A 23065-nucleotide genomic window follows, 5' to 3' on the forward strand; every position below is an offset into this window, starting at 1 on the left:
GACCTTTCCTGTTTTCCCCATCGTGCCCCACGCCCGGGTGGGGACGCCGTTCCATCCCCCGGATTACCCGTGTCGGCCCGCCCGCCCCACGTCCGGCTGAGACGATCCACACGTGGGAAGCGAACCACGCGAGTGCGTACCCGAGCAGCCGGCCCGTGCCCGGCGGTGGGCGTGGGCCGAGTGGGCGCCGCTGGTGCTGCTCACCGCGGCCGTGCTGGCCGGGGCGGCGCTGTGGTTCGTGGGCGCGCACGACGCCGCCCGGCTGGTCTGGGCGGCGGTCACGGTGGTCGCGCTCGTCCCGGCCGCCTGGACCACGCTGCGCCAGCTCTGGCTGCGGCAGTTCGGCGTGGACGTCATCGCGGTGCTGGCGCTGCTCGGCGCGCTGCTGGTGCGGGAGTTCCTGGCCGGCGCCGTGATCGCGGTGATGGTCGCGACCGGGCGGGCGCTGGAGGAGTACGCCCAGCGCCGCGCCACCCGTGACCTGCGGGCGCTGCTGGAACGCGCGCCCCGGCAGGCGCGGCGGCGGACCCCGGACGGCGGGATCGAGGTGGTGCCGCTGGACCGCGTCGAGGTGGGGGACCGCCTCGTGGTCGGGCCGGGCGACGTGGTGCCTGTCGACGGTGTGGTCGAGGAGGCGGCCACGCTCGACGAGTCGGTGGTCACCGGCGAGTCGCAGCTGGTCACCCGCGCGGCGGGCGACGAGGTCGCCAGCGGCGTGGTCAACGCGGGCGCCGGGTTCGGGCTGCGGGCCCGCCGCAACGCGGCGGAGAGCACCTACGCCGGCATCGTCCGCCTGGCCGGGGAGGCCACCGCCCGCAAGGCGCCGATGGTACGGCTCGCCGACCGGTACGCCGCCGCGTTCGTGCCGTTCACGCTGGTGCTGGCGGGGCTGGCATGGCTGCTGTCCGGCGAGTTCACCAGGGCGGTGGCGGTGCTCGTGGTGGCCACCCCGTGCCCGCTGCTGCTGGCGACCCCGATCGCCGTGGTGTCCGGCCTGTCCCGGGTGGCCCGGCGCGGCGTGCTGGTGCGTGACGGTGGCTCGCTGGAGCAGCTCGGCCGCGCTCGTACGCTGCTGCTGGACAAGACCGGGACGCTCACCGCCGGGCGGCCCCGGGCGGCCGAGGTGGTGGTGGCGCCGGGCGGCGACCGGGACGAGGTGCTGCGGTTGGCCGCCTCGGTCGAGCAGTTCTCCCCGCACGTGCTGGCCGCCGCGCTGGTCCGGCAGGCCCGCGAGCGCGGGCTGGCGCTGGCCGAGCCGACCGATGTCACCGAGGAGCCGGGGCACGGCGTGAGCGGGCGCGTCGACGGGCGGACGGTGCACGTCGGGCAGTTCGCGGGTGAGCCGCCGGAGTGGGCGGGCCGGCTCGGTGAGCGCGCCGAACGGGCCGGGCGTTCCGCGGTCTGGGTCAGCGACGACCACGGGCCGCTGGGCGCGATCCTGCTGGAGGACCCGGTGCGCCCGGACGCCCGGCGGACCGTGCGGCGGCTGCGCGAGGCGGGCCTGACCCGGCTGGTGATGGTGACCGGCGACCGTCCGGGCACGGCCCGCCAGGTGGCGCAGATCGTGGGCGTGGACGACGTGATCGCGCGCTGCTCGCCGCAGGAGAAGGCCGAGCGGGTACGCGAGGAGTCGGCGCACGCGGTGACAGTGATGGTCGGCGACGGCGTGAACGACGCGCCCGCGCTGGCCGAGGCGCACGTCGGGGTGGCGATGGGCGCGACCGGGGCGACCGCCTCGGCCGACGTGGCCGACGCGGTGCTCACCGTGGACCGCCTGGACCGGCTCGCGGACGCCGTCGAGATCGCCCGGTACGCCCGCCGCATCGCGGTGCAGAGCGCCACCGTCGGGATGGGCCTGGCGGTGCTGGCGATGCTGGTGGCGGCCGCCGGCCGGCTGCCCCCGGTGGCCGGCGCGTTCCTGCAGGAGGGCATCGACGTCCTGGTGATCCTCAATGCGCTGCGCGCGCTCGGCGGTGGCCTGCGGCGGCGGGACCTGCCCCCGCACACGGCGGAGCTGATCGACAGGTACGCGGGCGAGCACGGTGGCATCCGGGACGTGCTGGCCCGGCTGCGGGACACCGCCGACATGGTGGCGACCCGACCGGACGACCCGGCGTGCCTGCCGGCGCTGCGCGAGGTGCACCGGCGTCTGGTCGACGAGGTGCTGCCGCACGAGGCGGCCGAGGACCGGCAGCTGTACCCGGCGCTGGCCGGGCCGCTCGGCAGCGACGAGGCGACCTCCACGATGAGCCGGGCGCACGTGGAGATCGTGCGGCTGGTGGAGCGGATCGGCGGGCATCTCACGGCGCAGCCGGACGGGCGGCTGCGCCGTGACGAGGTGCCGGATCTGCTCGCCGCGCTCTACGGCCTGGACGCGGTGTTGCGCCTGCACCTGGCGCAGGAGGAGGAGGACTACTTCTCGCTCAATCCGGAGGAGGGCTCCACCGCGTCCGGCCGCTGACCACCGTCCTCGCGGCAGGTGCTCCACGAGCCAAGCGCGCCCGTCTGGTCAGCGCTCGCGTACCACGGCGACCGGGCAGTGCGAGTGCTGGATGAGCTGCTGGCTGACCGAGCCGAGCAGCATGCCGCGCAACCCGCCGCGGCCCCGGCTGCCGACCACCACGAGCTGCGCCGACCGGCTCGCCTCCACCAGCAGCGCCGACGGGCTGCCGGGAACGGCCTCGACCTCCATCGGCACGTCGGGGAAGCTCTCCCGCCAGGTGGCCAGCTCCGCCTCGGCAGCGGCCCGCTCGGCGGCGGCGGTCTCCTCCGGGTCGAAGCCCGGCGGCACCCACCTGTCGCCGGGCCGCTCCCAGGCCCGCAGCACCCGCAGCGGCACGTCCCGCTGGGCGGCCCGCTCGACCGCGAAGCCGAGCGCCCGCAGCGCCGTCTCCGAGCCGTCCGAGCCGACCACCACCGGCCCGGACGTGGCGGCCTGACCGTCGCGGACCACCACCACCGGGCAGTGGGCGTGCGCTGTCACCGAGACCGCGGTGGAGCCGGCGAGCAGCCCGCCGAAGCCGCCGTGGCCGCGGCTGCCGAGCACCAGCATCCCGGCCTCGGCGGACCGTTCCTGCAGCACCAGCGCGGGCGGGCCGTCGAACACCTCGCCGTGCACGGTGAGGCCGGGCCGGTCGGCGGCGGCGTCCGCCGCCGCCTTGCGGACCAGTTCCTCGACCTGCCGGCGGGCGGCCTCGTCCGGCCACACCCCCGGGGCCACCCCGGGACCGATCCAGCCGGTCACCGTCAACCACTCGAAGACGTACGCCAGCCGCACCGGCCAGCCCGAGCGGCCCGCCTCGTCCAGCGCCCAGTTCAGGGCGACAGCCGCGTCAGGGGAGCCGTCGTAGCCGACGAGGATCTCCTCGTTCATTCGCCACTCCTTACCGCCGGATCGTTCTCGCGGACCCAGCGCCACTCGGCGACGCGGGGGTCGTCCTCGCCGTAGCGCCGGGTGTAGTCGCGGCAGGACTGGCGGGCGTCCACCATGTCCTGACGCAGGTGCGCGGCCCGCGACCGCAGCCCAGGTACCCGGTCGATCACGTCGATGACCAGGTGGAAGCGGTCCAGGTCGTTGAGCATCACCATGTCGAACGGCGTCGTGGTGGTGCCCTCCTCCTTGTAGCCGCGTACGTGCAGGTTCTCGTGGTTGGTCCGGCGGTAGGTGAGCCGGTGGATCAGCCACGGGTAGCCGTGGTAGGCGAAGATGACCGGCTTGTCGCGGGTGAAGATGGTGTCGAACTCGTTGTCCGGCAGGCCGTGCGGGTGCTCCGACGGCGGTTGCAGGCGCATCAGGTCGACCACGTTGACCACCCGCACCTTCAGGTCCGGCAGGTGCCGGCGCAGCAGGTCGACAGCGGCGAGCGTCTCCAGCGTCGGCACGTCGCCGGCGCAGGCGAGCACCACGTCCGGCTCGACGCCGTCGTCGGTGCTGGCCCAGTCCCAGATGCCCAGGCCGCGGCGGCAGTGCTGGATCGCCTCGTCCATGGTCAGCCAGTTCGGCGCGGGCTGCTTGCCGGCCACCACCACGTTGATGTACTGCCGGCTGCGCAGACAGTGGTCCATGGTGGACAGCAGCGTGTTGCCGTCCGGCGGCAGGTAGACGCGGACCACCTCGGCCTTCTTGTTCATTACGTGGTCGATGAAGCCCGGGTCCTGGTGCGAGAAGCCGTTGTGGTCCTGCCGCCACACGTGGCTGGACAGCAGGTAGTTCAGCGAGGCCACCGGCTCCCGCCACGGGATGCCCCGGGTCACCTTCAGCCACTTGGCGTGCTGGTTGACCATCGAGTCGACGATGTGGATGAACGCCTCGTAGCTGGTGAAGATGCCGTGTCGGCCGGTCAGCAGGTAGCCCTCCAGCCAGCCCTGGCACAGGTGCTCGGAGAGCACCTCCATCACCCGGCCGTCGGGGGAGAGATGGTCGTCACCGGGCACCTCCGCGCCGATGAACGCGCGGCCGGTCACCTCGAACGCCGCGCCGAGCCGGTTCGAGGCAACCTCGTCCGGGCCGAACAGGCGGAACGTCTCCGGGTTACGCGCGATCACGTCGCGGACCCAGGGGCCGAGCACACCGGTCGCGCCGGCCATCGGCTCGCCCGGCGTCGGCACGTCTACCGCGTAGTCGCGGAAGTCGGGCAGCTCCAGGTCGCGCAGCAGCCGGCCGCCGTTGGCCACCGGGTTCGCGCTCATCCGGCGGTCACCGGTCGGCGGCAGGTCGGCCACCTCGGCGACCGGGCCGCCGGTGGCGTCGAACAGCTCCTCCGGACGGTAGCTGCGCAGCCAGCGCTCCAGCTCGGCCAGGTGCTCCGGGTTGTCCCGGACGCCGGAGATCGGCACCTGGTGGGCGCGGAACGTGCCCTCGACCTGCTTGCCGTCGACCCGGGACGGCCCGGTCCAGCCCTTCGGCGTACGCAGGACGATCATCGGCCAGCGCGGGCGTTCCACGCGTCCGCCGGAGCGGGCGCGGCGCTGGATCTCGCCGATCTCGTCGACCGCCCGGTCCAGCGTGGCGGCGAGCGACTGGTGCACTGTCGCCGGGTCGTCGCCCTCCACCACGTACGGCTGGTAGCCGAAGCCGCGCATCATCTCGCGCAGATCCACACGGGGGATCCGGTCCAGCACGGTCGGGTTGGCGATCTTGTAGCCGTTGAGGTGCAGGATCGGCAGCACCGCGCCGTCGCGGGCCGGGTTGAGGAACACGTTCGACAGCCAGCTCCCGGCCAGCGGGCCGGTCTCCGCCTCGCCGTCGCCGATCACGCAGGCCACCAGCAGGTCCGGGTTGTCGAACGCGGCGCCGTACGCGTGGCTCAGCGCGTACCCCAGCTCGCCGCCCTCGTGGATCGAACCCGGCACCTCCGGCGCCACGTGGCTCGGGATCCCGCCCGGGAAGGAGAACTGGCGGAACAGCCGCTGCATGCCGGTCTCGTCGCGGGGGATGTGGTGGTACAGCTCGCTGTAGGTGCCCTCCAGCCAGGTGTTCGCGACCAGCGCCGGGCCGCCGTGGCCGGGACCGGTGACGAAGATGGCGGACAGGTCCCGGTCGACGATGACCCGGTTGAGGTGCGTGTAGAGCAGGTTGAGCCCGGGGCTGGTGCCCCAGTGGCCCAGCAGGCGCGGCTTGACGTGCTCGGGTCTGAGCGGTTCGCGCAGCAGCGGATTGTCGAGCAGGTAGATCTGGCCGACGGTCAGGTAGTTCGCCGCCCGCCAGTAGGCGTCCAGCCGGCGCAACTCGTCCTCCGTCAGGGGGCTGTGCAGGTTCACCGCGGTGTCCATGCTGCCTTAGCCTCTCGTGGCTCGGGATCTGCTGCCACTCGGGGACCACGTCTTCTTCCCCGGCGGGTTCAGCTTCGCCCCGGTCCGGGGCCGCCGGTCAGGGCCGTAGGTCCCGCCTCGGGTGGGCGTCACGATCCGTCCCCGGCGCCCGTGTCGAGTCCCCGTACGACGATCAGCGGGGCCGGCGAATGGTAGAGCAGGGACTGGCTGACCGCGCCCAGAGTCGACCGTACCGGCCCGTCGCCGCGGGCGGCGACGACTGCGAGCTGCGCCGCGCGGGACCGGTCGAGCAGGACGGATGTCGGCTCACCGTGGACGGTGAGGCAGTCGGTGGTGACCCGGGGGTGCCGGACGGCGTGCCGGTTCACCGCCTCCTCCAGCAGCCCGTCGTCGCCGTCGCCGCACCCGGGCTCGATCACCCGGACGGCGAGCAGGCGGGCGCCGCGGCTCTCCGCGCAGTCGAAGGCGTATCCGAGTGCGGCGCGGGAGCTGGCCGACCCGTCGAAGCCGACGACCAACGGTCCGGGCGGGGCCGGCTCGGCGCGGCCGACAAGCACCGGGCAGCCCGCCCGGGCGGCCACCTCCACGGCCGGCGTGTCGGTGGGTACCGAGTGCGGGCGGGTCGACATGCCGCCGTCACCGAGCGCGATCAGGAACGCGGTGTCGGCGGCCCGCAACAACGCCTCGACGGGTGAGCCCTCGACGATCTCGCCGCTGACCGGCACCTCCGGCGCGCACTCGGAGGCTGCCTGCCCGGCGGCCTCCAGCAGGTTCTCCGCGTCCGTGCGGCTGCCGCCCGCCGGGGCGGGCCCGGGCGTCGCGGCCCAGTTGAACGCGTGCAGCAGATGCAGCGGCCGGTGGTGGGCGGCGGCCTCGGCGGCGGCGGTGCGGACCACCGCCAGATCCTCCGCCGACCGGCCCACGCCGACGACCACCGAACCGTGGCTGGGTGCGGCCACCCCGGCTCACCTCCCGACCCCGCTTTTTACTCACCGTAGTCGCGGGACCGGGTGCGCCGGACCGGGTCGGCGGAAACCGGCGGTCAGCGCGGGGCGGGCAGGGCGGGGTGGACGCGCAGCACGACGACTGTGGCGTTGTCCTCGCCGCCCTCGTCGAGGCTGGCGGCGAGCAGGGCCTCGGCGGTGCGCGCCGGGTCGCGCCGGGCGGCGAGCAGGTCGCGCAGCCGGTGGTAGCCGAGCTGGTCGCTGACCCCGTCGGTGCACAGCAGCCAGGTGTCGCCCCGGCGCAGCGGCACGGCGAGCAGGTCCGGCTCGGGCCGGTCCGGGTGTCCGACGTAGCGCAGCAGCTGGTAGCGGGCCCGGGCCGCCTCCGGCGAGTCCGGCGGCCACCAGCCGTGCAGCAGACCCAGCCAGGCCATGGTGTGGTCGACCGTCACCAGCTCCAGCAGCCCGTCGCGCAGCCGGTACGCCCGCGAGTCGCCGAGCTGGACCAGCCAGCCCTGGTCGCCGTCGGGCTGGACGACGAGCGCGGTGAGCGTGCATCCGGTCAGGCCGGGCTGCGCCGCTCCGGCCTGGCGTACCCGCCGTTGGGTCTCGGCGACGGCGGCGCGCAGCCCGGTGGGGCCGACGGCGGGCCAGTCGGCGCGGACCCGCGCCACGAACGTCTCGGCGGCGGTGGTGCCGGCGATCCGGCTGCCCTCGCCGTCGCCCATGCCGTCGCAGACCACCGCCAGCGGCAGCTCCGGGTCGACGTGCAGCACGTCGTAGTTCTCCGGGTAGCGGTGCCCGACGACGCTGCCCCCGGCGATCTCCAGGGTGAGGCGGCCGGCGGTGAGCCGGCGCGCGGGCTCGACCGGCCGGTCCAGCGGACGGCGGCGGAACACCAGCGGAACCTAACACCGGGACGGGCCGGGGTGTGGAATCTTCAGGGCGCATTTTGGTACTGGCGGTGGTCGTGAGCGGCCTGCGCGGTCAGGGCCGGCGCAGTGGCGCGAGCGCGTCGGCCCAGACGGCCACCTCGGTGAAGAGCTGGCGGAGCATGGTGTCGTGGCGGTCGCCAGGAGTGAACGTGGTGAATGCCGCGAAGTCGGTGGCGAGTGACAGGCTGACCTGGGTGCGTACGCCTGCCAGCTGAAGACCTGCCGTGATGAGGCGTAGGTGTTCCACCGCGCGGGCGCCGCCGACGTTGCTGCCGTAGGAGACGAATCCGGCCGCCTTGTTGTTCCACTCGCCGTAGAGGTAGTCGATGGCGTTTTTCAGCGCCGAGGGAATCGATCGGTTGTACTCCGGAGTGACGAAGACGTATCCGTCGAACTCGGCGATCTTCTTGCTCCAGTGCCACGTGTGAGGGTGGGTGTAGGAGCCGAGTAGCGGTGACTGCGGCTCGTCGAAGACCGGCAGGTTGTAGTCCTTGACGTCCACCACCTCGACGTCGACGCCCTCGTGCCGGCTGCCGTGCTTCGCCACCCACTCGGCCACCTGGTGACCGACCCGGCCGGGGCGGGTGCTGCCGAGGATGATCCCGATGTTCGTCATGAGTGATCCGTTCTCGTCGATTCGAATTGCAGGGCGGCGTCCAGTCCGTTCAGCCGCAGCACGCTGGCGCCGCGCAGGTGCGCGAGGTCGGAACTGCCGTCCCCCGTGTATCTGAGAAAAGTCACCTGTTCGGTCCACTCCAGGCGGGTTCCGGTCGTCTCGGCGCCGAGCCGGATGGTGACCAGCGAGGTCCATCGCAGTTCGTCGTCGACGACGGCCTCGTAGCCGTAGACGATCCGGCGCGCGTCCGCGATGTCGATGTACCGCGACCGGTATTCCAGTCGCTCGGGTGCCGTGTCCGGCACGGTGAAGGTGCTGCGTGCCGTCTCGCCACCACCCACCCGGAAGTCGTGCTCGTACGAGGCTCCGCTGCCGGGAAGCCGGAACCATCGGCGCCTGATCGTGGTGTCGGCGAAGGCGGTGAAGACCTCGCCCGGCGGCCCGTCGAGGTGCCGCGTGATCGTGAACGTGTCGTGCCGGACCATGCCGTCCTCCCGCTGTCACGGCCACGAATGGGTGACCGCACGCCAGTTACGATTAGTAAGAAACATGCGTCCAACGGATTTAGTCCGGCCGCCCGATACGCACTTTGAAGTCAGTTACTGACGCGCGAGGAACGGAAGAGCATGGCAAGCCTCCTTGGTGCCGAACTTGCGCAGCGCGGGGTCGCGCCGGACTGCGTTCAGACGATCGAGCTCGTCCGTGACGTGCTGGCGCGGGTGGGCGACAAGTGGACGCTGCTGACTATCACGGCCCTGGCGTCCGGCCCGCTGCGCTTCACCGCGCTGCACGAGCAGGTCGCCGGCGTCTCCCAGCGGATGCTCGGCCAGACGCTGCGCGCCCTCAACCGCGACGGGCTGGTGACCAGGACCGCGTACCCGGAAGTGCCTCCGAGGGTCGTGTATGCCCTGACGCCGCTCGGCCGCTCACTGGGTGAGGCCGTGAGTGGACTCGTGCACTGGGTTCGTGATCACCAGAGCGACATCGTCCGCAACCGTGACGAGTTCGACCGGACGTCCACCGCGAACAAAACCACCCCGCCCCGGGCATAGTCCCGCCCCGGGGCGGCGTGCCGGGCCGCGTGTCAACCGGGGTTGACACGCGGGTGCTTGTCAACCTACATTGACACCATGAGTCAGGCGACGGAACTCGCGGCGGCGGCCGGCAGCACCGACCCCAAGGTCGGCCTGCGTGCCGTGCTCGCCCTGCGCCGGCTGCTGGAGCGGCTGGAGGTGATCCAGGTGGACAACGCCCGGCGACAGGGCTGGTCCTGGCAGGAGATCGCCGACGCCCTCGAGGTCAGCCGGCAGGCGGTCCACAAGAAGCACGCCGGGCGACCGGCGGTACGCGACAGCTGGGAGGCGTGATGTTCGAACGATTCACCGACCGGGCCCGTGCCGTGGTGCACCACGCGCTCGACGAGGCCCGCACCGAGGGACGGCGGCCGGTCGGCACCGAGCACCTGCTGCTGGGCGTGCTCGCCGACCGCGACAACCTGGCGGTACGGCTGCTCGCGGCCGGTGGCGTCGAGGCCGACGCCCTGCGCGCCGCGGTGGCCCGCCACACCGCGCAGGGCGTGGACGGGCTCGGCGCGGCGGACGCCGCGGCACTGCGCGAGATCGGCATCGACCTCGCCGCGATAGTGGCCCGGATCGAGGAGTCCTTCGGCCCGGACGCGCTGCGTGAGGCGACCCCGCGCCCGCGCCGGTGGTGGCGTCGCGGGACGCACCACGGCACGTTCTCGCCCCGCGCCAAGAAGGTGCTGGAGCTGTCGCTGCGCGAGGCGCTGCGGCTGCGCCACCGGCACATCGGCACCGAACACATCCTGCTCGGCCTGCTGCGCGAGGGCGACGGCCTGGCCGCCGCGGTGCTCACCGAGGCCGGGGTGGACATCGACGACCTGCGACGCCGCATCGACACGGCGCTGCGCGAGGCCGCCTGACCCGTACCCGGTTTTCAAACCTGTTTGCGGTCATCGCAACGTCCCGCTGCGCCGGGTCGCCGTCACGCCCCGTGTCCTGCACACTGACGCCGTGGACGGTGCAGACGACAAGCGCCCGGTGAACGCGGAGAACCGCACCCCGCGCTCGGCAGTGGTGGTCAACCCGGTCAAGGTGGCCGACCTGGACGAGTTCCGCCGGACCGTGGAGGGCGCGCTCGCCGCCGCCGGCTGGCCGGCCCCGACCTGGTACGAGACGACAGTCGAGGACCCGGGCCGCGGGCAGACGGAACAGGCGGTGAAGGCGGGCGCGGAGGTCGTCTTCGCCTGCGGCGGCGACGGCACGGTGATGGCGTGCGTGACCGCGCTGGCCGGCACCGACGTGGCGCTGGCGGTGCTGCCCCAGGGCACCGGAAACCTCCTCGCCGCCAACCTCGGCCTCTCGAACGACCTGGCCGCCGGGCTCCAGGTCGCCGTCGAACGCGGGATGCGCCGCCTCGACGTCGGCGTGGTCGGCGACCAGTGCTTCGCGGTGATGGCCGGGATGGGCTTCGACGCCCAGATGCTCGACTCCACCTCCGAGACCACCAAGAAGCGGATCGGCTGGCCGGCGTACCTGATGGGCGCCGCCCGCCACCTGCGCGACCGGCCGATGCGGGTCTCGGTGCGCATCGACGGCCGCCCGCCGCTGCGCCGCCGGGCCCGGTCGGTCCTGGTCGCCAACGTCGGGCGCCTGCAGGGCGGGGTACGCCTGCTCACCGACGCCGAGCCGGACGACGGCTGGCTCGACGTGGCGGTGCTGACACCGCGCGCGCTGCGTCACTGGCTCGCCATGGGCTGGGCGGTGCTGCGCCGCCGCGACAGCGTGCCCCGGATGGAGGTGTTCCGGGCCCGCTCGGTCGAGATCACCAGCACCCGGGCGCAGCCCCGGCAGCTCGACGGCGACCTGATCGAGCCGGGCCGCTCGCTGAAGGCCACCATCCGCCCCGAGTCGCTCTGGCTCTGCGTACCGCGCCCCGAGGAGCACCCCGACCTGGCGGTGGACGCCGACGCGGTCGGCGAGCGCGGCGAGCACCTGGTCGAGGAGGCCCGCCGTGAGTAGCACCAAGCTGGTCCCCGAGACCCGGTTGATGACCGAGAACGAGCTGTCCGCCGACGACGCCTGGCACACGCTGCGCCGGCACGGCGGCTGGTGCCTGCTGCGGGACGCGTTCGTCCGGTTCCGCTACGGCGACGGATTCAGCCACTCCCGGGCGCTGGGGTTGCAGCTCTGCCTGGCGGTGGTGCCGTTCCTGATCGCGCTCACCGGCCTGATCACCGACCTGGGGGTGGACGAGGGCGGCAAGGTCGTCGCGGACACCGTACTGGCCATCACGCCCGGCCAGAGCGAGGCGATGGTGCAGGACCTGCTGACCGACAGCGAGCGCAGCGAGGACGCCGGCGAGCTGGCGCTGACCCTCGGCCTGCTCACCGGGCTGGTCGCGCTGACCACCACGATGGCGCAGATCGAGCGGGGCGCGAACCGGATCTACGGCGTCGAGCGGGACCGCCCGGCGCTGGCCAAGTACCTGCGCGCCACGGTCCTCGCGGTGGTCGCCGGCGTACCCGCGCTGGCCGGCTTCCTCATCCTGGTCGGCGGCCGGGCGATGGGCGAGTCGGTACGGCGGCACTACGAGTGGGGCGACGCCGCGATGGCCGGATGGGACGTGATCCGCTGGCCGCTGAGCCTCGGCCTGACGGTGATCGCCGTCGCGGTGCTGTTCCGGCACGCGCCGCGACGCCGGCAGCCCGGCCTGTCCTGGCTCGTCTTCGGCGCGGCCATCGCCATCGCGATCTGGTGGCTGGCCAGCCTGCTGCTGGCCGCCTACGTGAAGTACAGCGGCGGATTCGGCCAGACCTACGGCGCGTTGACCGGCATGATGGCGCTGTTGCTCTGGGCCAACCTCACCGGCATGGCGCTCTTCGGCGGGCTGGCCTTCGCCGCCCAGCTGGAGGCGATGCGCATCGGCGTGGAGGAGCCGGCCCAGCCGGATCTGTGGCAGCCGGAGGCGCACCGCGAGGACCTGTTCGACACCGGTGAGATGACCTCGCTCTGACGCCGCGCCGGTCCGGCGTGTACGGGACACGCCGATCGGGTACAGCGCGCCTCGCAGAGGAACGAGGGAGGTGCGGTGTGACCGCGGTCAAGGAAGCCGGGCGCCGGCCGCTGGGCCATTTCGCCGAGCGGAGTCTGGCGGGCCTGCTCGCCGTGGCCGGTGCGGGAGTCGGGTTCGGGCTGCTCCTGATGCTCGTCCGGTTCCGCTGGAGCCCGCTGCGCGACGCCGATCATGCGGCGGCCGAGTGGTTCAACGGCCTGGTGGCGCCGCACGGCCCGCTGGTCACGGTGCTCCAGGCGATCACCGACCTGGGCGGCCGGCCGGTGCTGATCTGGCTGGTCACCATCGCGGTGGTGGGTCTGCTGATCCGCCGCCAGTCCCGGCTGGCGGTCTACCTGATCGTCACCGGCGTGGGCGGGCTGATCCTCGACCCGTCGCTCAAGGCGCTCGTCGGCCGGCTGCGCCCGGTGGTGGACGTGCCGATCGCCGACGCCCCCGGCAACAGCTTCCCCAGCGGGCACGCGCTCGGCTCGTTCGTCGCGTACGGGGCGCTGCTGCTGGTGTTCCTGCCGGCCATGTCGCCGCGCTGGCGCAAGCCCGCCATCGCCGTCGCCGCCGTGCTGGTCTTCCTGGTCGGGCTGACCCGGATCGCGCTGGGCGTGCACTTCGTCTCCGACGTGATCGGCGGCTGGCTGCTCGGCGCGGCCTGGCTGGGCGTCACCGCGTACGCCTTCCGGTTGTGGCGGCGCGAGCGCGGCCGGCCGGTGCCGCCGCTGCGCGAGGGCCTGGAACCGGAGGCGGGCGACGAGCTGGCGCTCGCGCCGGACGAGGAGAAGGTGCTGGAGCACCCCCGCTCCGCGGTGGCCGAGCTGCTGGTCGGCTGGGTGCTCGTCTTCGGCGCGCTCTACGCGTTCGGCATGTTCGTCAGCTACCACGCCAAGGGCACGTTCTTCGACACGCTCGACACGAAGGTGCCGCGCTGGTTCGCCGAGCGGCACACCGACGCGCTCACCGACCTGAGCTGGTGGTGGAGCAAGTTCGGCGACACCCACGCCATCCTGCTGGTGTCGCTGGTGTTCTGCCCGATCGTGCTGGCCGTGTGGCGGCGCTGGCGGCCGGTGCTGTACGTGGTGCTGGCGATGTTCGGCGAGCTGAGCCTCTTCCTGGCCAGCGCCCGGGTGGTGGACCGGCCCCGGCCGCCGGTGGAGAACCTGGACGGGCAGATGCCCACCTCGTCGTTCCCGTCCGGGCACATCGCGGCCACCATCTGCCTCTGGGCGGCCATGGCGGTCATCGTGTTCCCGCGTACCGACAGGTGGTGGCGGTGGCTGTTCGTGGGCATGGCCGTGCTGATGCCGGTCGGCGTGGCCACCTCCCGGATGTACCGGGGCATGCACCACCCGACCGACTTCATGGGCGCGATCCTGCTCGGCGCGCTCTGGCTGTCGCTGCTGTACTGGGTGATCAAGCCGAACGCCGACGTGCACGAGGGCAACCAGCCGGCGATCGAGTCCGAACAGGTGGACGAGCTGGACGACGAGCTGGCCAAGGCCGCGCGGCCGGACTGAGCCGATGCTGCGGGTGATGACCTGGAACATCCGGACCGGCGGGCGGGACGCGGGCGGCGCCGACCGCCGGGACCGGATCGTCTCGGTCGTCACCGCGCAGCGCCCCGACGTGCTGGCGTTGCAGGAGCTGCGCGGCATGGACGCCACGCTGGGCGGCCTGGCCGACCGGCTCGGAATGGCGGCGTACCTGGCCCGGTCCTGTCTCGGCCAGCCGGTGGCGGTGCTGGTCCGCCCGCCGCTGCGGGTGCTGCGCGCAGGCCGGGTCCGCCGCCCGTTCCACCACGCCGCCGCCCGGGTGCAGGTCGCCACCGGCGCGGGACCGCTGACCGTGCTGAGCACGCACCTGTACCCCTACTCGGGTGGGCGGCGGCGGATGGAGGCGGACTGGCTCGCCGCCGCGCTGCGGCGGACCGGGGGAGAGCTGGCGCTGCTGGCCGGGGACCTGAACACGCTGGAGCCCACCGTCGACCACACCGCCCGGCTGGCCGGGCTGGCCACTCCGTACCGGCGGCGGCACCTGCGCCGCGACGGCCGTACCGTGGACACCCGCGCGGTGGCCCGGCTGCTCGACGCCGGGCTGGTGGACCTGTGGCCGCGCTCCGGCGGCGACGAGCCCGGCGGCCGGACCGTGCCGACCCGGCACGGCGGCGCCGAGTTCGCCGGGATGCGGCTGGACTATCTGCTCGCCACCCCGGCGCTGGCCGACCGGGTACGCGCGGTGCGGGTGGTCCACGACGGTGACGCCGACTCGGCGTCGGACCACTATCCGGTGCTGGCCGAGGTGGACCTCACGGCCGGCTGAACGGCGCGCCAGCCCAGACCGAAGGCGTACGTGGGCCGGGGGCGCAGCCAGCCCGTTCTGGTGTCGCCGCCGAGCGCGCCGGGCCGGGTGCTAGAGGACCAGGTTGAGCAGCACGGTGAGCACCACCGAGGCGACGATCGAGAAGAGGATCATCAGCAGGCAGCCGAGCCCGCCCCCGGCGGGCCGGATCTCGGTGTTTCCGATACGCATGGCGTCAACTCCTCAGCGGTCACAGCTCCCGCAGCCGGGGCAGCAGCTCCTCCTGGGCCCAGTCGAGGAACATCGGCTGGGTGTCGCCGCCCACCTGGACCAGCGCGACGTGGGTGAAGCCCGCCTCGACGAACTTCTTGAACGCCTCCACGTGCCGGTCGGTGTCCGGGCCGCAGGAGATGCCCTCGGCCACGTCCTCCTCGCGGACGAACCGGGTGGCCGCCTCGAACGACTCCGGGCCGGGCAGGTCGGCGTTGACCTTCCAGCCCAGGCCGAACCAGCGGAACTGGTCGTGCACGATCTTGCGGCACTCGTCCTCGTCCGGGCCGTAGCAGATGGCGACCTGCCCGTAGCGGGGGCGGCCCGCGCCACCGGCCTCCTCGTACATGTCGATCAGGTGCGACAGCGGGTCGGTGGCGATCATCGCGTCGGCGTACTCGGCGGCGAGCGTGGCCGACTGTCGCCCGGACGCGGCCACCGCCATCGGCACCGGCCGGTCCGGGCGGTCCCAGACGTACGCGTCGGGCACGTCGAAGTGGTTGCCGGAGAACGTCAGCGTCTCGCCGTTGAGCAGCGGCCGGATGATCTGCAACGCCTCCTCGAACATCTCGTGCCGCTGCTGCACGTGCGGCCATCCGCCCACCACGTGCTCGTTGAGGTTCTCCCCGGCGCCGAGGCCCAGCGTGAAGCGGCCGTCCGAGAGCACCCCGATGGTGCTGGCCTTCTGCGCCACCACGGCCGGGTGGTACCGCCGGATCGGGCAGGTCACGAACGACATCAGCTCGGCCCGGCTGGTGGCGTGCGCGACCGCGCCGAGCACCGACCAGGCGTACGGGGAGTGGCCCTGGGACTCCAGCCAGGGGTAGTAGTGGTCGGACATGACCAGATGGTCGAAGCCGGAGGCCTCGGCGCGTACGGCGTGGTCGACGAGTTCCTTCGGGCCGGCCTGCTCGCACATGAGGGTGTAACCGACGTTGACCATGGCACGTCTCCTTCCCGGGCGGATCGTCCCCGGATACCCCGCCCGGCGCGGGTCAACCCTGCTGTCCGCTTTCGCATTCGTCGCTTAACCGGTTTAGTTCATACGGCGCGTCAAGCGGTGTCGCCTCCCGGCCGATCCTGCTTAACCGGTTGCCTCACGCCTTCCATCGTCCTACGCTGATGCCTGCGTCCGTTCGGGAACCGGGCGGCGGCTACCGGGCTCAGTCGCCACCACCCTCTCACCGTCACCGCACCCCCGCTCGGGCACGGGGGATCCTTCCCCTGAGGACAGCCATGAAGAAACTGCTCTCCGTCGCGGGCGCCGCCCTGCTGACGGCCCTCGCCGCCGTCTTCGCCCTCGGGCAGCCGGCCCAGGCGGCCACCGGCTTCTCCGTCTCCAACGGGCGTCTCTACGACGCCAACGGTGTCGAGTTCGTCATGCGTGGCGTCAACCACGCGCACACCTGGTACCCGCAGCAGACCAGCTCGTTCGCCAACATCAAGGCGCTCGGCGCGAACACCGTCCGGGTGGTGCTGTCCAGCGGCGACCGCTGGACGAAGAACAGCGCCGCCGACGTGGCCAACGTGATCTCCCTGTGCAAGGGCAACCGGATGATCTGCGTGCTGGAGGTGCACGACACCACCGGGTACGGCGAGGACGGCGCCGCCACCACGCTGGCCAAGGCCACCGACTACTGGCTGAGCATCGCCGACGTGCTCAAGGGCCAGGAGAGGTACGTCATCGTCAACATCGGCAACGAGCCGTTCGGCAACCAGGGCTACAGCGCCTGGACCACCGACACGTCGAACGCGATCAAGCGGCTGCGCGCCGCCGGCCTGACCCACACGATCATGGTGGACGCGCCGAACTGGGGCCAGGACTGGTCGTTCACCATGCGCGACAACGCCGGCACCGTGTTCGCCGCCGATCCGCAGCGCAACACCGTCTTCTCCATCCACATGTACGGCGTGTTCGACACCGCCGCCGAGATCAGCGACTACCTGGGCCGCTTCCGTACCGCCGGGCTGCCCATCGTGGTCGGCGAGTTCGGGTTCAACCACTCCGACGGCAACCCGGACGAGGACGCCATCATGGCGTACGCCCAGGCCAACGGCATCGGCTACCTCGGCTGGTCGTGGAGCGGCAACGGCGGCGGCGTGGAGTACCTGGACATGACCACGTCGTTCAACCCGGCCCAGCTCACCAGCTGGGGGCAGCGCATCTTCAACGGCGCCAACGGCATCGCCGCCACCTCCCGGGAGGCGTCGGTGTACGCGAGCACCACCCCGACCGCCAGCCCGACGGTCAGCCCCACCGCGAGCCCGACGACCAGCCCGACCGTCAGCCCGACCCCGCCGCCGCCCACCACGCCCCCGCCGTCCGGTGGCTGCACCGCCACCTACACCGTCGCGAACTCGTGGCAGGGCGGCTTCCAGGGCGAGGTCAAGGTGACCGCCGGAGCGGCCGCGATCACCGGCTGGACGGTGCGCTGGACGTACGCCAACGGCCAGTCCGTCACCCAGGCGTGGAACGCGAGCGTCAGCAACAGCGGGTCGGCGTACACCGCCCGCAACGTCGACTACAACGGCCGCCTCGGCGCGGGCGCGAGCACCACCTTCGGCTTCATCGGCAGCTGGCAGGGCACGAATTCCACCCCCGCGGTGACCTGCACCTCCGCCTGACCCTCTCGTGCGTGATCAAGGAGTTTGTGTCCCGTTCGGACGCCTGCGGTGACACAAACTCCTTGATCACCGGGGTGGGGCGCGGGGTCAGGCCGCGACCACCTCCAGCAGGAGGGCCTGTTCGGGGTGCAGAGCCGGCAGTTGCAGGCCGACCGAGGTCAGCACCGAACCGGTCACCGTGATGCCGTCGCCCGGCCAGGCCAGCCAGCCCGGCGGGGACAGCTCCAGCATCGCCGGCTCGGGCGCCTCGGTGGGCGGACGGACCCGGTAGCGCCGGGCCGGGTCCAGCCCTGGGAGCCGCACCGCGCCCGGCACCTGCGCCGCCGAGGTGGCGACCCGGCTGACCGCGTACACCGCGTGGTCGCGGTCGTGGGCGACCACGCCGTGGGCCTGCACGGCCGGGTCCGGGTGGTCGACCCGGACCACCCGGCCGCCGTGCAGCAGCGGGCGCAGCCGCTTGTGCAGCGCCACCCAGGCGGCGAGTTCGGCCCGCTCGGTCGCGTCGATCGCGGTGATGTCCCACTCGATGCCGTGGTGGCCGAACAGCGCGGTGACCGCCCGGAAACCCAGGTCGTGCACGCGGTGCGTGGTGTGCGAGCGCTGCGGCCCGATGTGCGTGCCGATCAGCTCCGGCGGCAGCAGCAGGCCGGTCCAGCGCTGGATGGACAGCCGTTCCAGCGCGTCGTTGCAGTCGCTGGCCCACACCCGGTCGGTGCGGCGCAGGATCTCCAGGTCGACCCGGGCACCGCCGGACGAGCAGCTCTCGATCTCGACGCCCGGGTGCCGGGCGCGCAGCTCGTCCAGCAGCCGGTAGACCGCCCGGGTCTGCGCATGCACGCCGGGCCGTCCGGCGTGCCCGGCCTCGGTGAGGTCGCGGTTGTGGTCCCACTTCAGGTACGCGATCCCGTCGTGCTCGCTCAGCACCGCGTCGAGCCGTTCGAGCAGGTACGCGTACGCGTCCGGGTTGGCCAGGTCGAGCACCTGCTGGTGCCGCCACGGCGGTGGCAGCCGGCCCGGCGTCTGGAGCACCCAGTCCGGGTGGGCGCGGAACAGGTCGGAGTCGGGGTTGACCATCTCCGGCTCCACCCAGAGCCCGAACTGCATGCCGTGCCCGCGTACGTGGTCGATCAGCGGCTGCAACCCGTCCGGCCAGACCTCGCCGTCGACCCACCAGTCACCGAGCCCGGCCTGGTCGTGCCGCCGGCCCCGGAACCAGCCGTCGTCGAGCACGAAGCGTTCCACACCGACCTCGGCGGCCGCGTCGGCGAGCGCCCGCAGCCGGTCCAGGTCGTGGTCGAAGTAGACCGCCTCCCACACGTTCAGCGTCACCGGCCGCGGTGTGCGCGGGTGCGACGGGCGGGCCCGCAGGTGCGTGTGCAGCGCCTCGCTGAGCCCGTCCAGCCCGTCGGTGGAGTGTGCCGCGTAGAGCAGGGGAGTGGCGTACTCCTCGCCCGGCCCGAGCACCACTTCGCCGGGCGCCAGCAGCTCACCGCCGCCGAGCGTGGACTCACCTGTCGGGCGGCGCTCGGCGGCGGTGACGTGGTCGCCGCTCCACGCGGTGTGCACCGCCCACACCTCGCCGTGCCGGAAGCCGAACCCGGCGGTCCCCGCGACCAGCAGCAGCGTGGCGTCGTGGCCGGTGCGGCCGTGCCGCCCCTCGCGCACCCACGCGCCCATCGGCCACGGGTGCCGCTGCGGCGCGCGTTCCCGGCACCACCGTCCGGTCAGGTCGAGCAGTTCGGTGGCGACCGCCGGCACCGGCAGCACGGGCGTCAGTTCCCGCAGCTCGTACCGGCCGTCGCCGTCGTTGCGCAGCCGGTGCCGCAGCGTGAGCACGCCCGCCGGGTCCAACGTGATCTCGACGGTCAGGCTCAGCCCGGCGCCCGGGTCCGCCGCCCGCACCACCACCCGCCCGGAGGAAAGGAAGGGCCCCTTGTTAACGCCTGGTGCATGTAAAGGGGCCCCTCCTAACAGGTCGGGCGACTGCGCTGCGGGCTCGTCGTGCACGTCGAGGCCGGTGAGGCGGAACGCAGTGGACCAGTCCCGGCCGTCGCGGTGACCGGCGAGACCGGGCCGCCCGCTCCACCCGGCGCTCGCCTCGGGCAGCAGCGACAGCACAGTGGGCGCGTCGAAGCTGCTCGGCACCACCGGCGGCACCGTCGCGTCGGCGAGCGCCGGCAGGTCCTCGTCGGGCAGCGGGCCGAGGTCGGCGCCCCAGTGCACGACCCGGGGCAGCCCCGGGCCGCGTGCGTCGAGCACCAGGCTGGTCCGCGCGCGGCGCAGGTGGACGATCGTCATCCCTTGGAGGCTCCCAGCGTCAGACCCCGGACGAACTGCTTCTGCAGCAGGAAGAAGATCACCAGGGTGGGGATCGCGACCAGCACCGAACCGGCCGAGACCAGGTTGTTGTCGGTGAAGAACTCGCCGCGCAGGTTGTTCAGCGAGCTGGTGACCGGGAACTTGTCGCCGGTACGCATGAGCACAGTGGCCCAGAAGAACTCGTTGTAGATCCAGGTGACCTCCAGCGTGGCGAGCGCGGCGAGCGCCGGCCGGCACAGCGGCATCGTCACCTGCCAGTACTGCCGCCACACGTTCGCCCCGTCGACCATCGCTGCCTCGTACAGCTCGTGCGGCAGCGCCTTCATGTAGTTGCTGAGCACGAACACGCAGAAGCCGCACTGGAACGCGACGTTGACCAGGATCAGCCCCCAGTAGCTGTCGTAGAGCAGCTCCGAGTCGCTCATCCAGGCCGGCAGCGGGATCTCGGTGAACATCCGGAACAGCGGGATGAGCAGCGCCTGCTGCGGCAGCAGGTTCGCCGCGGTGAACAGGCCGAGCAGCGCGATGTTGAGTTTCCAGCTGAACCGGGCGATCACGAACGCCACGCACGAGGCGAGGAAGAGCGTGAGCAGCACCGCCGGGACGGTGATGTAGGCCGAGTTGAGGAAGTGCTTGCCGAACTCGGCGGTGCGCCAGGCGGTGACGTAGTTGTCGACGGTCCAGCCGCCGAGCGACACGTAGCCGTTGGCGGCGGTGTACTCGTAGGAGCGGAACGAGGTGAGCACGGCCCACAGGATCGGGAACAGCCAGCCCACTGCGACCGTACCCAGGAAGAGGTGCAGGACGACCCGGGCGGGCCGCACGGGTCGGCGGCGGCCGGCGGAGACGGCGGTCATCGCTTGTCCTCCCGCATCACGGTCCAGAGGTAGATGGTGATGAAGACGAGCGAGACGGCCAGCATGATCGTCGCCAGCGCGGAGCCGAAGCCGATCCGGCTGGCCTCGCCGACCACGTTCTGGGTGACCAGCGCGGAGATCAGCTCCAGCCCGTTGCGGCCCTTGTTGATGACCCAGACCAGGTCGAACGCGCGCAGCGACTCGATCACCGTCACCACCAGCACGATGATGTTGATGGGGCGCATCACCGGGAAGACGACCCGGAAGAACGTGCTGGTCTCCGAGGAGCCGTCGACAGCGGCGGCCTCCCGCAGGGACGGGTCGACGCCCTTGAGGCCGGCCAGGTAGAGCAGCATGATGTAGCCGACGTGCCGCCAGCCGGCCGCGACCAGCACGGCCCAGATGTTGACGTTCGGGTCGCCGTACCAGTCGGTCTCGCCGCCGAACACGCCGTTGAGCAGCCCCTGGTCGCGGCTGTAGATGAGCTGCCAGACGAAGCCGATGAGCGCCAGCGACAGCACCACCGGCAGGTAGAGCGCGGTCTGGTAGAAGCGGCTGCCGCGAATCTCCTTGTCCAGCAGCACGGCGAGGAACATGCCGAACGGGGTGGCCACCACGAACAGCGCGGCCAGCCAGAGCAGGTTGTTCTGCACCGCGGGGACGAACGGCGGGTAGATGTTCACCACGTCGTCGTAGTTCTTGAGGCCGACCCACTCGATCTCGGAGACCGGGCCGATGCCGTCCCAGTTCGTGCCGGAGAGCAGCACCGTCGCCACCGCGGGCAGCCAGACCAGGCCGGCGACGAGCAGCAGGGGTACCAGCACCATGAGCGTGATGACCACGCGGTCGGTGCGGGACAGGAGCCGTAGCCGGCGACCGCGACCACCGTTGCTGGTGGTCGCGGCCGGCGGCGGCACGGCGCGATCCGCTTGGATCAGGGGCAGGTCGGACATGATGTCCTTCCCCCTTCCGCCGTCAGCTGGTGAAGATCGACTTCTTCTGGTTCTCGATGCTGGTGAGCAGCCCGCCGATGTCCTTCGGGTCCTTGATGAACTGCTGCAACGCCGGGATCATCACGGTGGAGGCGAAGTCCGGCCGGGTGTCGCGGTCGAGGAACTGGGCGATCTCGGTGGCGGAGCCGACCAGCTCGGCGGCCTTCTTCTGCAGCGCGGTGTAGGCACCGGTGTCCGCGCCGCTGTTGGCGACGAGCGTGCTCGGGTCGTTCTTCACCGTGATGTCCGCGGCCTCCTTCGAGCCCAGGTACGTCAGCAGCTTCTGCGCGGCGTCCTTGGACTTCGGCTTGCGGGCCATCATGTAGCCGTCGATCGGGGCGTCCAGGGCCTTCGCGCCGATGGTGGAGTCGATCTCGGGGAACGTGAAGAAGTCCAGGTCCTCCAGGTCGGCGCCGCTGAACTGCTGGCCGACGAACAGGCCGAGCAGGTACATGCCGCTCTTCTTCTGCTGCAGCGACTGGGCGGCCTCCTGCCAGGTGCGGCCGAGCGAGTCCGGCTGGTGCAGGGGGAGCAGCCCGGCCCAGGTGTCGAAGACCTTCTTCACCTTGTCGGAGGTCCACGCCTCCTTGCCGGCCATCAGGTCGATGTGGAACTGGTAGCCGTTGATCCGCAGGTTGAGGATGTCGAACGTGCCCATCGCCGGCCAGCCGTCCTTGTCGGCGAACGCGATCGGGTTCAGCCCGTCCTTCTTCATCTGCGCGCCGAGCGTGTTCAGGTCGTCCAGCGTCTTCGGCACCTCGTAGCCGCGCTGCTGCCACACCGACTTGCGGTAGAAGACGGCCCACGGGTAGTACGACGCGGGCACGAAGTACTGCTTGCCGTCGTCGCCGGTGGACGCCTTCTTGAACGCGTCGGAGTAACCGTCGAGCTTGCCCCACACGTCGCTGAGGTCACCGGCCAGGCCCTTTGCGGCGAAGAACCGCATCCGGTAGCCGGCGAACCAGGTGAACACGTCGTCCGGCTTGCCCTGCAGGTAGTTGTTGATGTTCTCCTGGAACGTGTTGTGGTCGACCGTGTTGATGTTGACCGTCACCCCGGAGGACGTCTTGAAGCCGTCCATCACCTTCGCGACGACGTCCTTGGGCTTCGGGTCCGACTGGTTCGAGCCGACCGAGACGCTCTTGGCGTCACCGCCGGATCCGGAGTCCGAGTCGCCGCAGCCGGCGAGCAGACCGGTGCCGAGCAGCGCTCCCGCGCCGGCCGCGCCGGCGAGCAGCGAGCGCCGGTTCAGGCCGGCGACGGACGGGGGTACGAGCCGGGCGAGGTATTCGGCTTGCGAGCGGGGACGGGACATGGTGCCTCCTGCGTGGAAGAGGTGCGCTGCGCTCAT

At 72.2% G+C, this 23065-nt stretch carries 20 protein-coding genes; 9 read left to right on the forward strand and 11 right to left on the reverse strand.

The genetic code is table 11. The features are described from left to right. Positions 1-112: 112 nt before the first annotated feature. On the forward strand, positions 113-2461 hold the full coding sequence (locus HA073_RS20625) for a heavy metal translocating P-type ATPase (protein ID WP_166457082.1): 2349 nt from the start codon (positions 113-115) through the stop codon (positions 2459-2461). A 48-nt stretch (positions 2462-2509) separates the two neighbouring features. Here the strand turns inward: HA073_RS20625 and HA073_RS20630 are convergent, their stop codons facing one another. From HA073_RS20630 to HA073_RS20655, 6 genes are all read right to left on the reverse strand, one after another. Continuing rightward, the gene (locus HA073_RS20630) at positions 2510-3373 is read right to left on the reverse strand and encodes a universal stress protein (RefSeq protein ID WP_064447205.1); all 864 of its coding nucleotides are present in this window, start codon (positions 3371-3373) and stop codon (positions 2510-2512) included. After that, entirely contained in the window at positions 3370-5772 is a 2403-nt protein-coding gene (locus tag HA073_RS20635) for a phosphoketolase (RefSeq protein ID WP_166457083.1), read from the reverse strand. The genes HA073_RS20630 and HA073_RS20635 overlap by 4 nt, the downstream gene beginning before the upstream one ends. 128 nt (positions 5773-5900) lie before the next feature. Then, positions 5901-6731 carry a universal stress protein gene (locus tag HA073_RS20640; RefSeq protein ID WP_064447207.1) on the reverse strand — a complete coding sequence of 277 codons (831 nt, stop codon included), beginning with the start codon at positions 6729-6731 and terminating at the stop codon, positions 5901-5903. A gap of 83 nt (positions 6732-6814) precedes the next feature. Continuing rightward, positions 6815-7615, reverse strand: a complete 801-nt coding sequence (locus HA073_RS20645; RefSeq protein WP_043325565.1) for a PP2C family serine/threonine-protein phosphatase — start codon at positions 7613-7615, stop codon at positions 6815-6817. An 88-nt stretch (positions 7616-7703) separates the two neighbouring features. Continuing rightward, positions 7704-8267: an NADPH-dependent FMN reductase gene (locus HA073_RS20650; protein ID WP_069089421.1), complete on the reverse strand. Its 564-nt coding sequence runs from the start codon at positions 8265-8267 to the stop codon at positions 7704-7706. Next, positions 8264-8752, reverse strand: a complete 489-nt coding sequence (locus HA073_RS20655) for an SRPBCC domain-containing protein (RefSeq protein WP_069089422.1) — start codon at positions 8750-8752, stop codon at positions 8264-8266. The genes HA073_RS20650 and HA073_RS20655 overlap by 4 nt, the downstream gene beginning before the upstream one ends. A gap of 141 nt (positions 8753-8893) precedes the next feature. Here HA073_RS20655 and HA073_RS20660 point away from each other — a divergent pair, with 141 nt between their 5' ends. The 7 genes from HA073_RS20660 (at position 8894) to HA073_RS20690 (ending at position 14672) form a co-directional block, all read left to right on the forward strand. After that, the gene (locus tag HA073_RS20660) at positions 8894-9319 is read left to right on the forward strand and encodes a helix-turn-helix domain-containing protein (RefSeq protein WP_069089423.1); all 426 of its coding nucleotides are present in this window, start codon (positions 8894-8896) and stop codon (positions 9317-9319) included. A gap of 78 nt (positions 9320-9397) precedes the next feature. Further along, a complete protein-coding gene (locus HA073_RS20665; protein WP_043325563.1) occupies positions 9398-9634 on the forward strand; it encodes an HTH domain-containing protein in 237 nt (78 codons plus the stop codon). Next, complete coding sequence (locus HA073_RS20670) at positions 9634-10209, forward strand: Clp protease N-terminal domain-containing protein (protein WP_064447209.1); 576 nt, start codon at positions 9634-9636, stop codon at positions 10207-10209. The genes HA073_RS20665 and HA073_RS20670 overlap by 1 nt, the downstream gene beginning before the upstream one ends. A gap of 91 nt (positions 10210-10300) precedes the next feature. Then, a complete protein-coding gene (locus tag HA073_RS20675; protein ID WP_043325560.1) occupies positions 10301-11308 on the forward strand; it encodes a diacylglycerol kinase family protein in 1008 nt (335 codons plus the stop codon). After that, positions 11301-12302 carry a YihY/virulence factor BrkB family protein gene (locus tag HA073_RS20680; RefSeq protein ID WP_043325557.1) on the forward strand — a complete coding sequence of 334 codons (1002 nt, stop codon included), beginning with the start codon at positions 11301-11303 and terminating at the stop codon, positions 12300-12302. Before HA073_RS20675 ends, HA073_RS20680 begins: the two co-directional genes overlap by 8 nt. 77 nt (positions 12303-12379) lie before the next feature. Continuing rightward, on the forward strand, positions 12380-13870 hold the full coding sequence (locus HA073_RS20685; protein WP_124778809.1) for a phosphatase PAP2 family protein: 1491 nt from the start codon (positions 12380-12382) through the stop codon (positions 13868-13870). Positions 13871-13874: 4 nt separating this feature from the next. After that, positions 13875-14672 (forward strand): endonuclease/exonuclease/phosphatase family protein, encoded by a 798-nt coding sequence (locus tag HA073_RS20690; RefSeq protein ID WP_166457084.1) that lies wholly within the window; start codon positions 13875-13877, stop codon positions 14670-14672. A gap of 229 nt (positions 14673-14901) precedes the next feature. Here the strand turns inward: HA073_RS20690 and HA073_RS20695 are convergent, their stop codons facing one another. After that, positions 14902-15864, reverse strand: a complete 963-nt coding sequence (locus HA073_RS20695) for a TIGR03557 family F420-dependent LLM class oxidoreductase (protein ID WP_166457085.1) — start codon at positions 15862-15864, stop codon at positions 14902-14904. A 293-nt stretch (positions 15865-16157) separates the two neighbouring features. On the opposite strand from HA073_RS20695, the gene HA073_RS20700 reads away from it, so the two are divergent. Further along, a complete protein-coding gene (locus HA073_RS20700) occupies positions 16158-17546 on the forward strand; it encodes a cellulase family glycosylhydrolase (protein WP_166457086.1) in 1389 nt (462 codons plus the stop codon). 87 nt (positions 17547-17633) lie between these two features. On the opposite strand, the gene HA073_RS20705 is transcribed toward HA073_RS20700, so the two are convergent. From HA073_RS20705 to HA073_RS20720, 4 genes are read right to left on the reverse strand one after another with little or no spacing between them, the layout of a single operon-like run. Then, complete coding sequence (locus tag HA073_RS20705) at positions 17634-19844, reverse strand: alpha-galactosidase (protein WP_166457087.1); 2211 nt, start codon at positions 19842-19844, stop codon at positions 17634-17636. Further along, positions 19841-20722, reverse strand: a complete 882-nt coding sequence (locus HA073_RS20710) for a carbohydrate ABC transporter permease (RefSeq protein ID WP_013284905.1) — start codon at positions 20720-20722, stop codon at positions 19841-19843. Before HA073_RS20710 ends, HA073_RS20705 begins: the two co-directional genes overlap by 4 nt. Next, positions 20719-21675, reverse strand: coding sequence for a carbohydrate ABC transporter permease (locus tag HA073_RS20715; RefSeq protein WP_064447215.1), 957 nt, complete (start codon positions 21673-21675; stop codon positions 20719-20721). Before HA073_RS20715 ends, HA073_RS20710 begins: the two co-directional genes overlap by 4 nt. A 22-nt stretch (positions 21676-21697) precedes the next feature. Further along, on the reverse strand, positions 21698-23029 hold the full coding sequence (locus HA073_RS20720; RefSeq protein ID WP_043325545.1) for an ABC transporter substrate-binding protein: 1332 nt from the start codon (positions 23027-23029) through the stop codon (positions 21698-21700). Between the last annotated feature and the right edge of the window lie 36 nt (positions 23030-23065).

Origin of the sequence: Micromonospora sp. CMU55-4, from assembly GCF_011602315.1 — a bacterium.
GTDB classification, from domain to species: Bacteria; Actinomycetota; Actinomycetes; order Mycobacteriales; family Micromonosporaceae; genus Micromonospora; species Micromonospora chalcea.

Coding starts and splice junctions, on each gene's coding strand:
- HA073_RS20635 (WP_166457083.1), bottom strand. CDS start 5,772: ATGGACACCGCGGTGAACCTGCACAGCCCCCTGACGGAGGACGAGTTG.
- HA073_RS20630 (WP_064447205.1), bottom strand. CDS start 3,373: ATGAACGAGGAGATCCTCGTCGGCTACGACGGCTCCCCTGACGCGGCT.
- HA073_RS20710 (WP_013284905.1), bottom strand. CDS start 20,722: ATGACCGCCGTCTCCGCCGGCCGCCGCCGACCCGTGCGGCCCGCCCGG.
- HA073_RS20720 (WP_043325545.1), bottom strand. CDS start 23,029: ATGTCCCGTCCCCGCTCGCAAGCCGAATACCTCGCCCGGCTCGTACCC.
- HA073_RS20690 (WP_166457084.1), top strand. CDS start 13,875: ATGCTGCGGGTGATGACCTGGAACATCCGGACCGGCGGGCGGGACGCG.
- HA073_RS20700 (WP_166457086.1), top strand. CDS start 16,158: ATGAAGAAACTGCTCTCCGTCGCGGGCGCCGCCCTGCTGACGGCCCTC.
- HA073_RS20715 (WP_064447215.1), bottom strand. CDS start 21,675: ATGTCCGACCTGCCCCTGATCCAAGCGGATCGCGCCGTGCCGCCGCCG.
- HA073_RS20665 (WP_043325563.1), top strand. CDS start 9,398: ATGAGTCAGGCGACGGAACTCGCGGCGGCGGCCGGCAGCACCGACCCC.
- HA073_RS20660 (WP_069089423.1), top strand. CDS start 8,894: ATGGCAAGCCTCCTTGGTGCCGAACTTGCGCAGCGCGGGGTCGCGCCG.
- HA073_RS20650 (WP_069089421.1), bottom strand. CDS start 8,267: ATGACGAACATCGGGATCATCCTCGGCAGCACCCGCCCCGGCCGGGTC.
- HA073_RS20695 (WP_166457085.1), bottom strand. CDS start 15,864: ATGGTCAACGTCGGTTACACCCTCATGTGCGAGCAGGCCGGCCCGAAG.
- HA073_RS20670 (WP_064447209.1), top strand. CDS start 9,634: ATGTTCGAACGATTCACCGACCGGGCCCGTGCCGTGGTGCACCACGCG.
- HA073_RS20705 (WP_166457087.1), bottom strand. CDS start 19,844: ATGACGATCGTCCACCTGCGCCGCGCGCGGACCAGCCTGGTGCTCGAC.
- HA073_RS20655 (WP_069089422.1), bottom strand. CDS start 8,752: ATGGTCCGGCACGACACGTTCACGATCACGCGGCACCTCGACGGGCCG.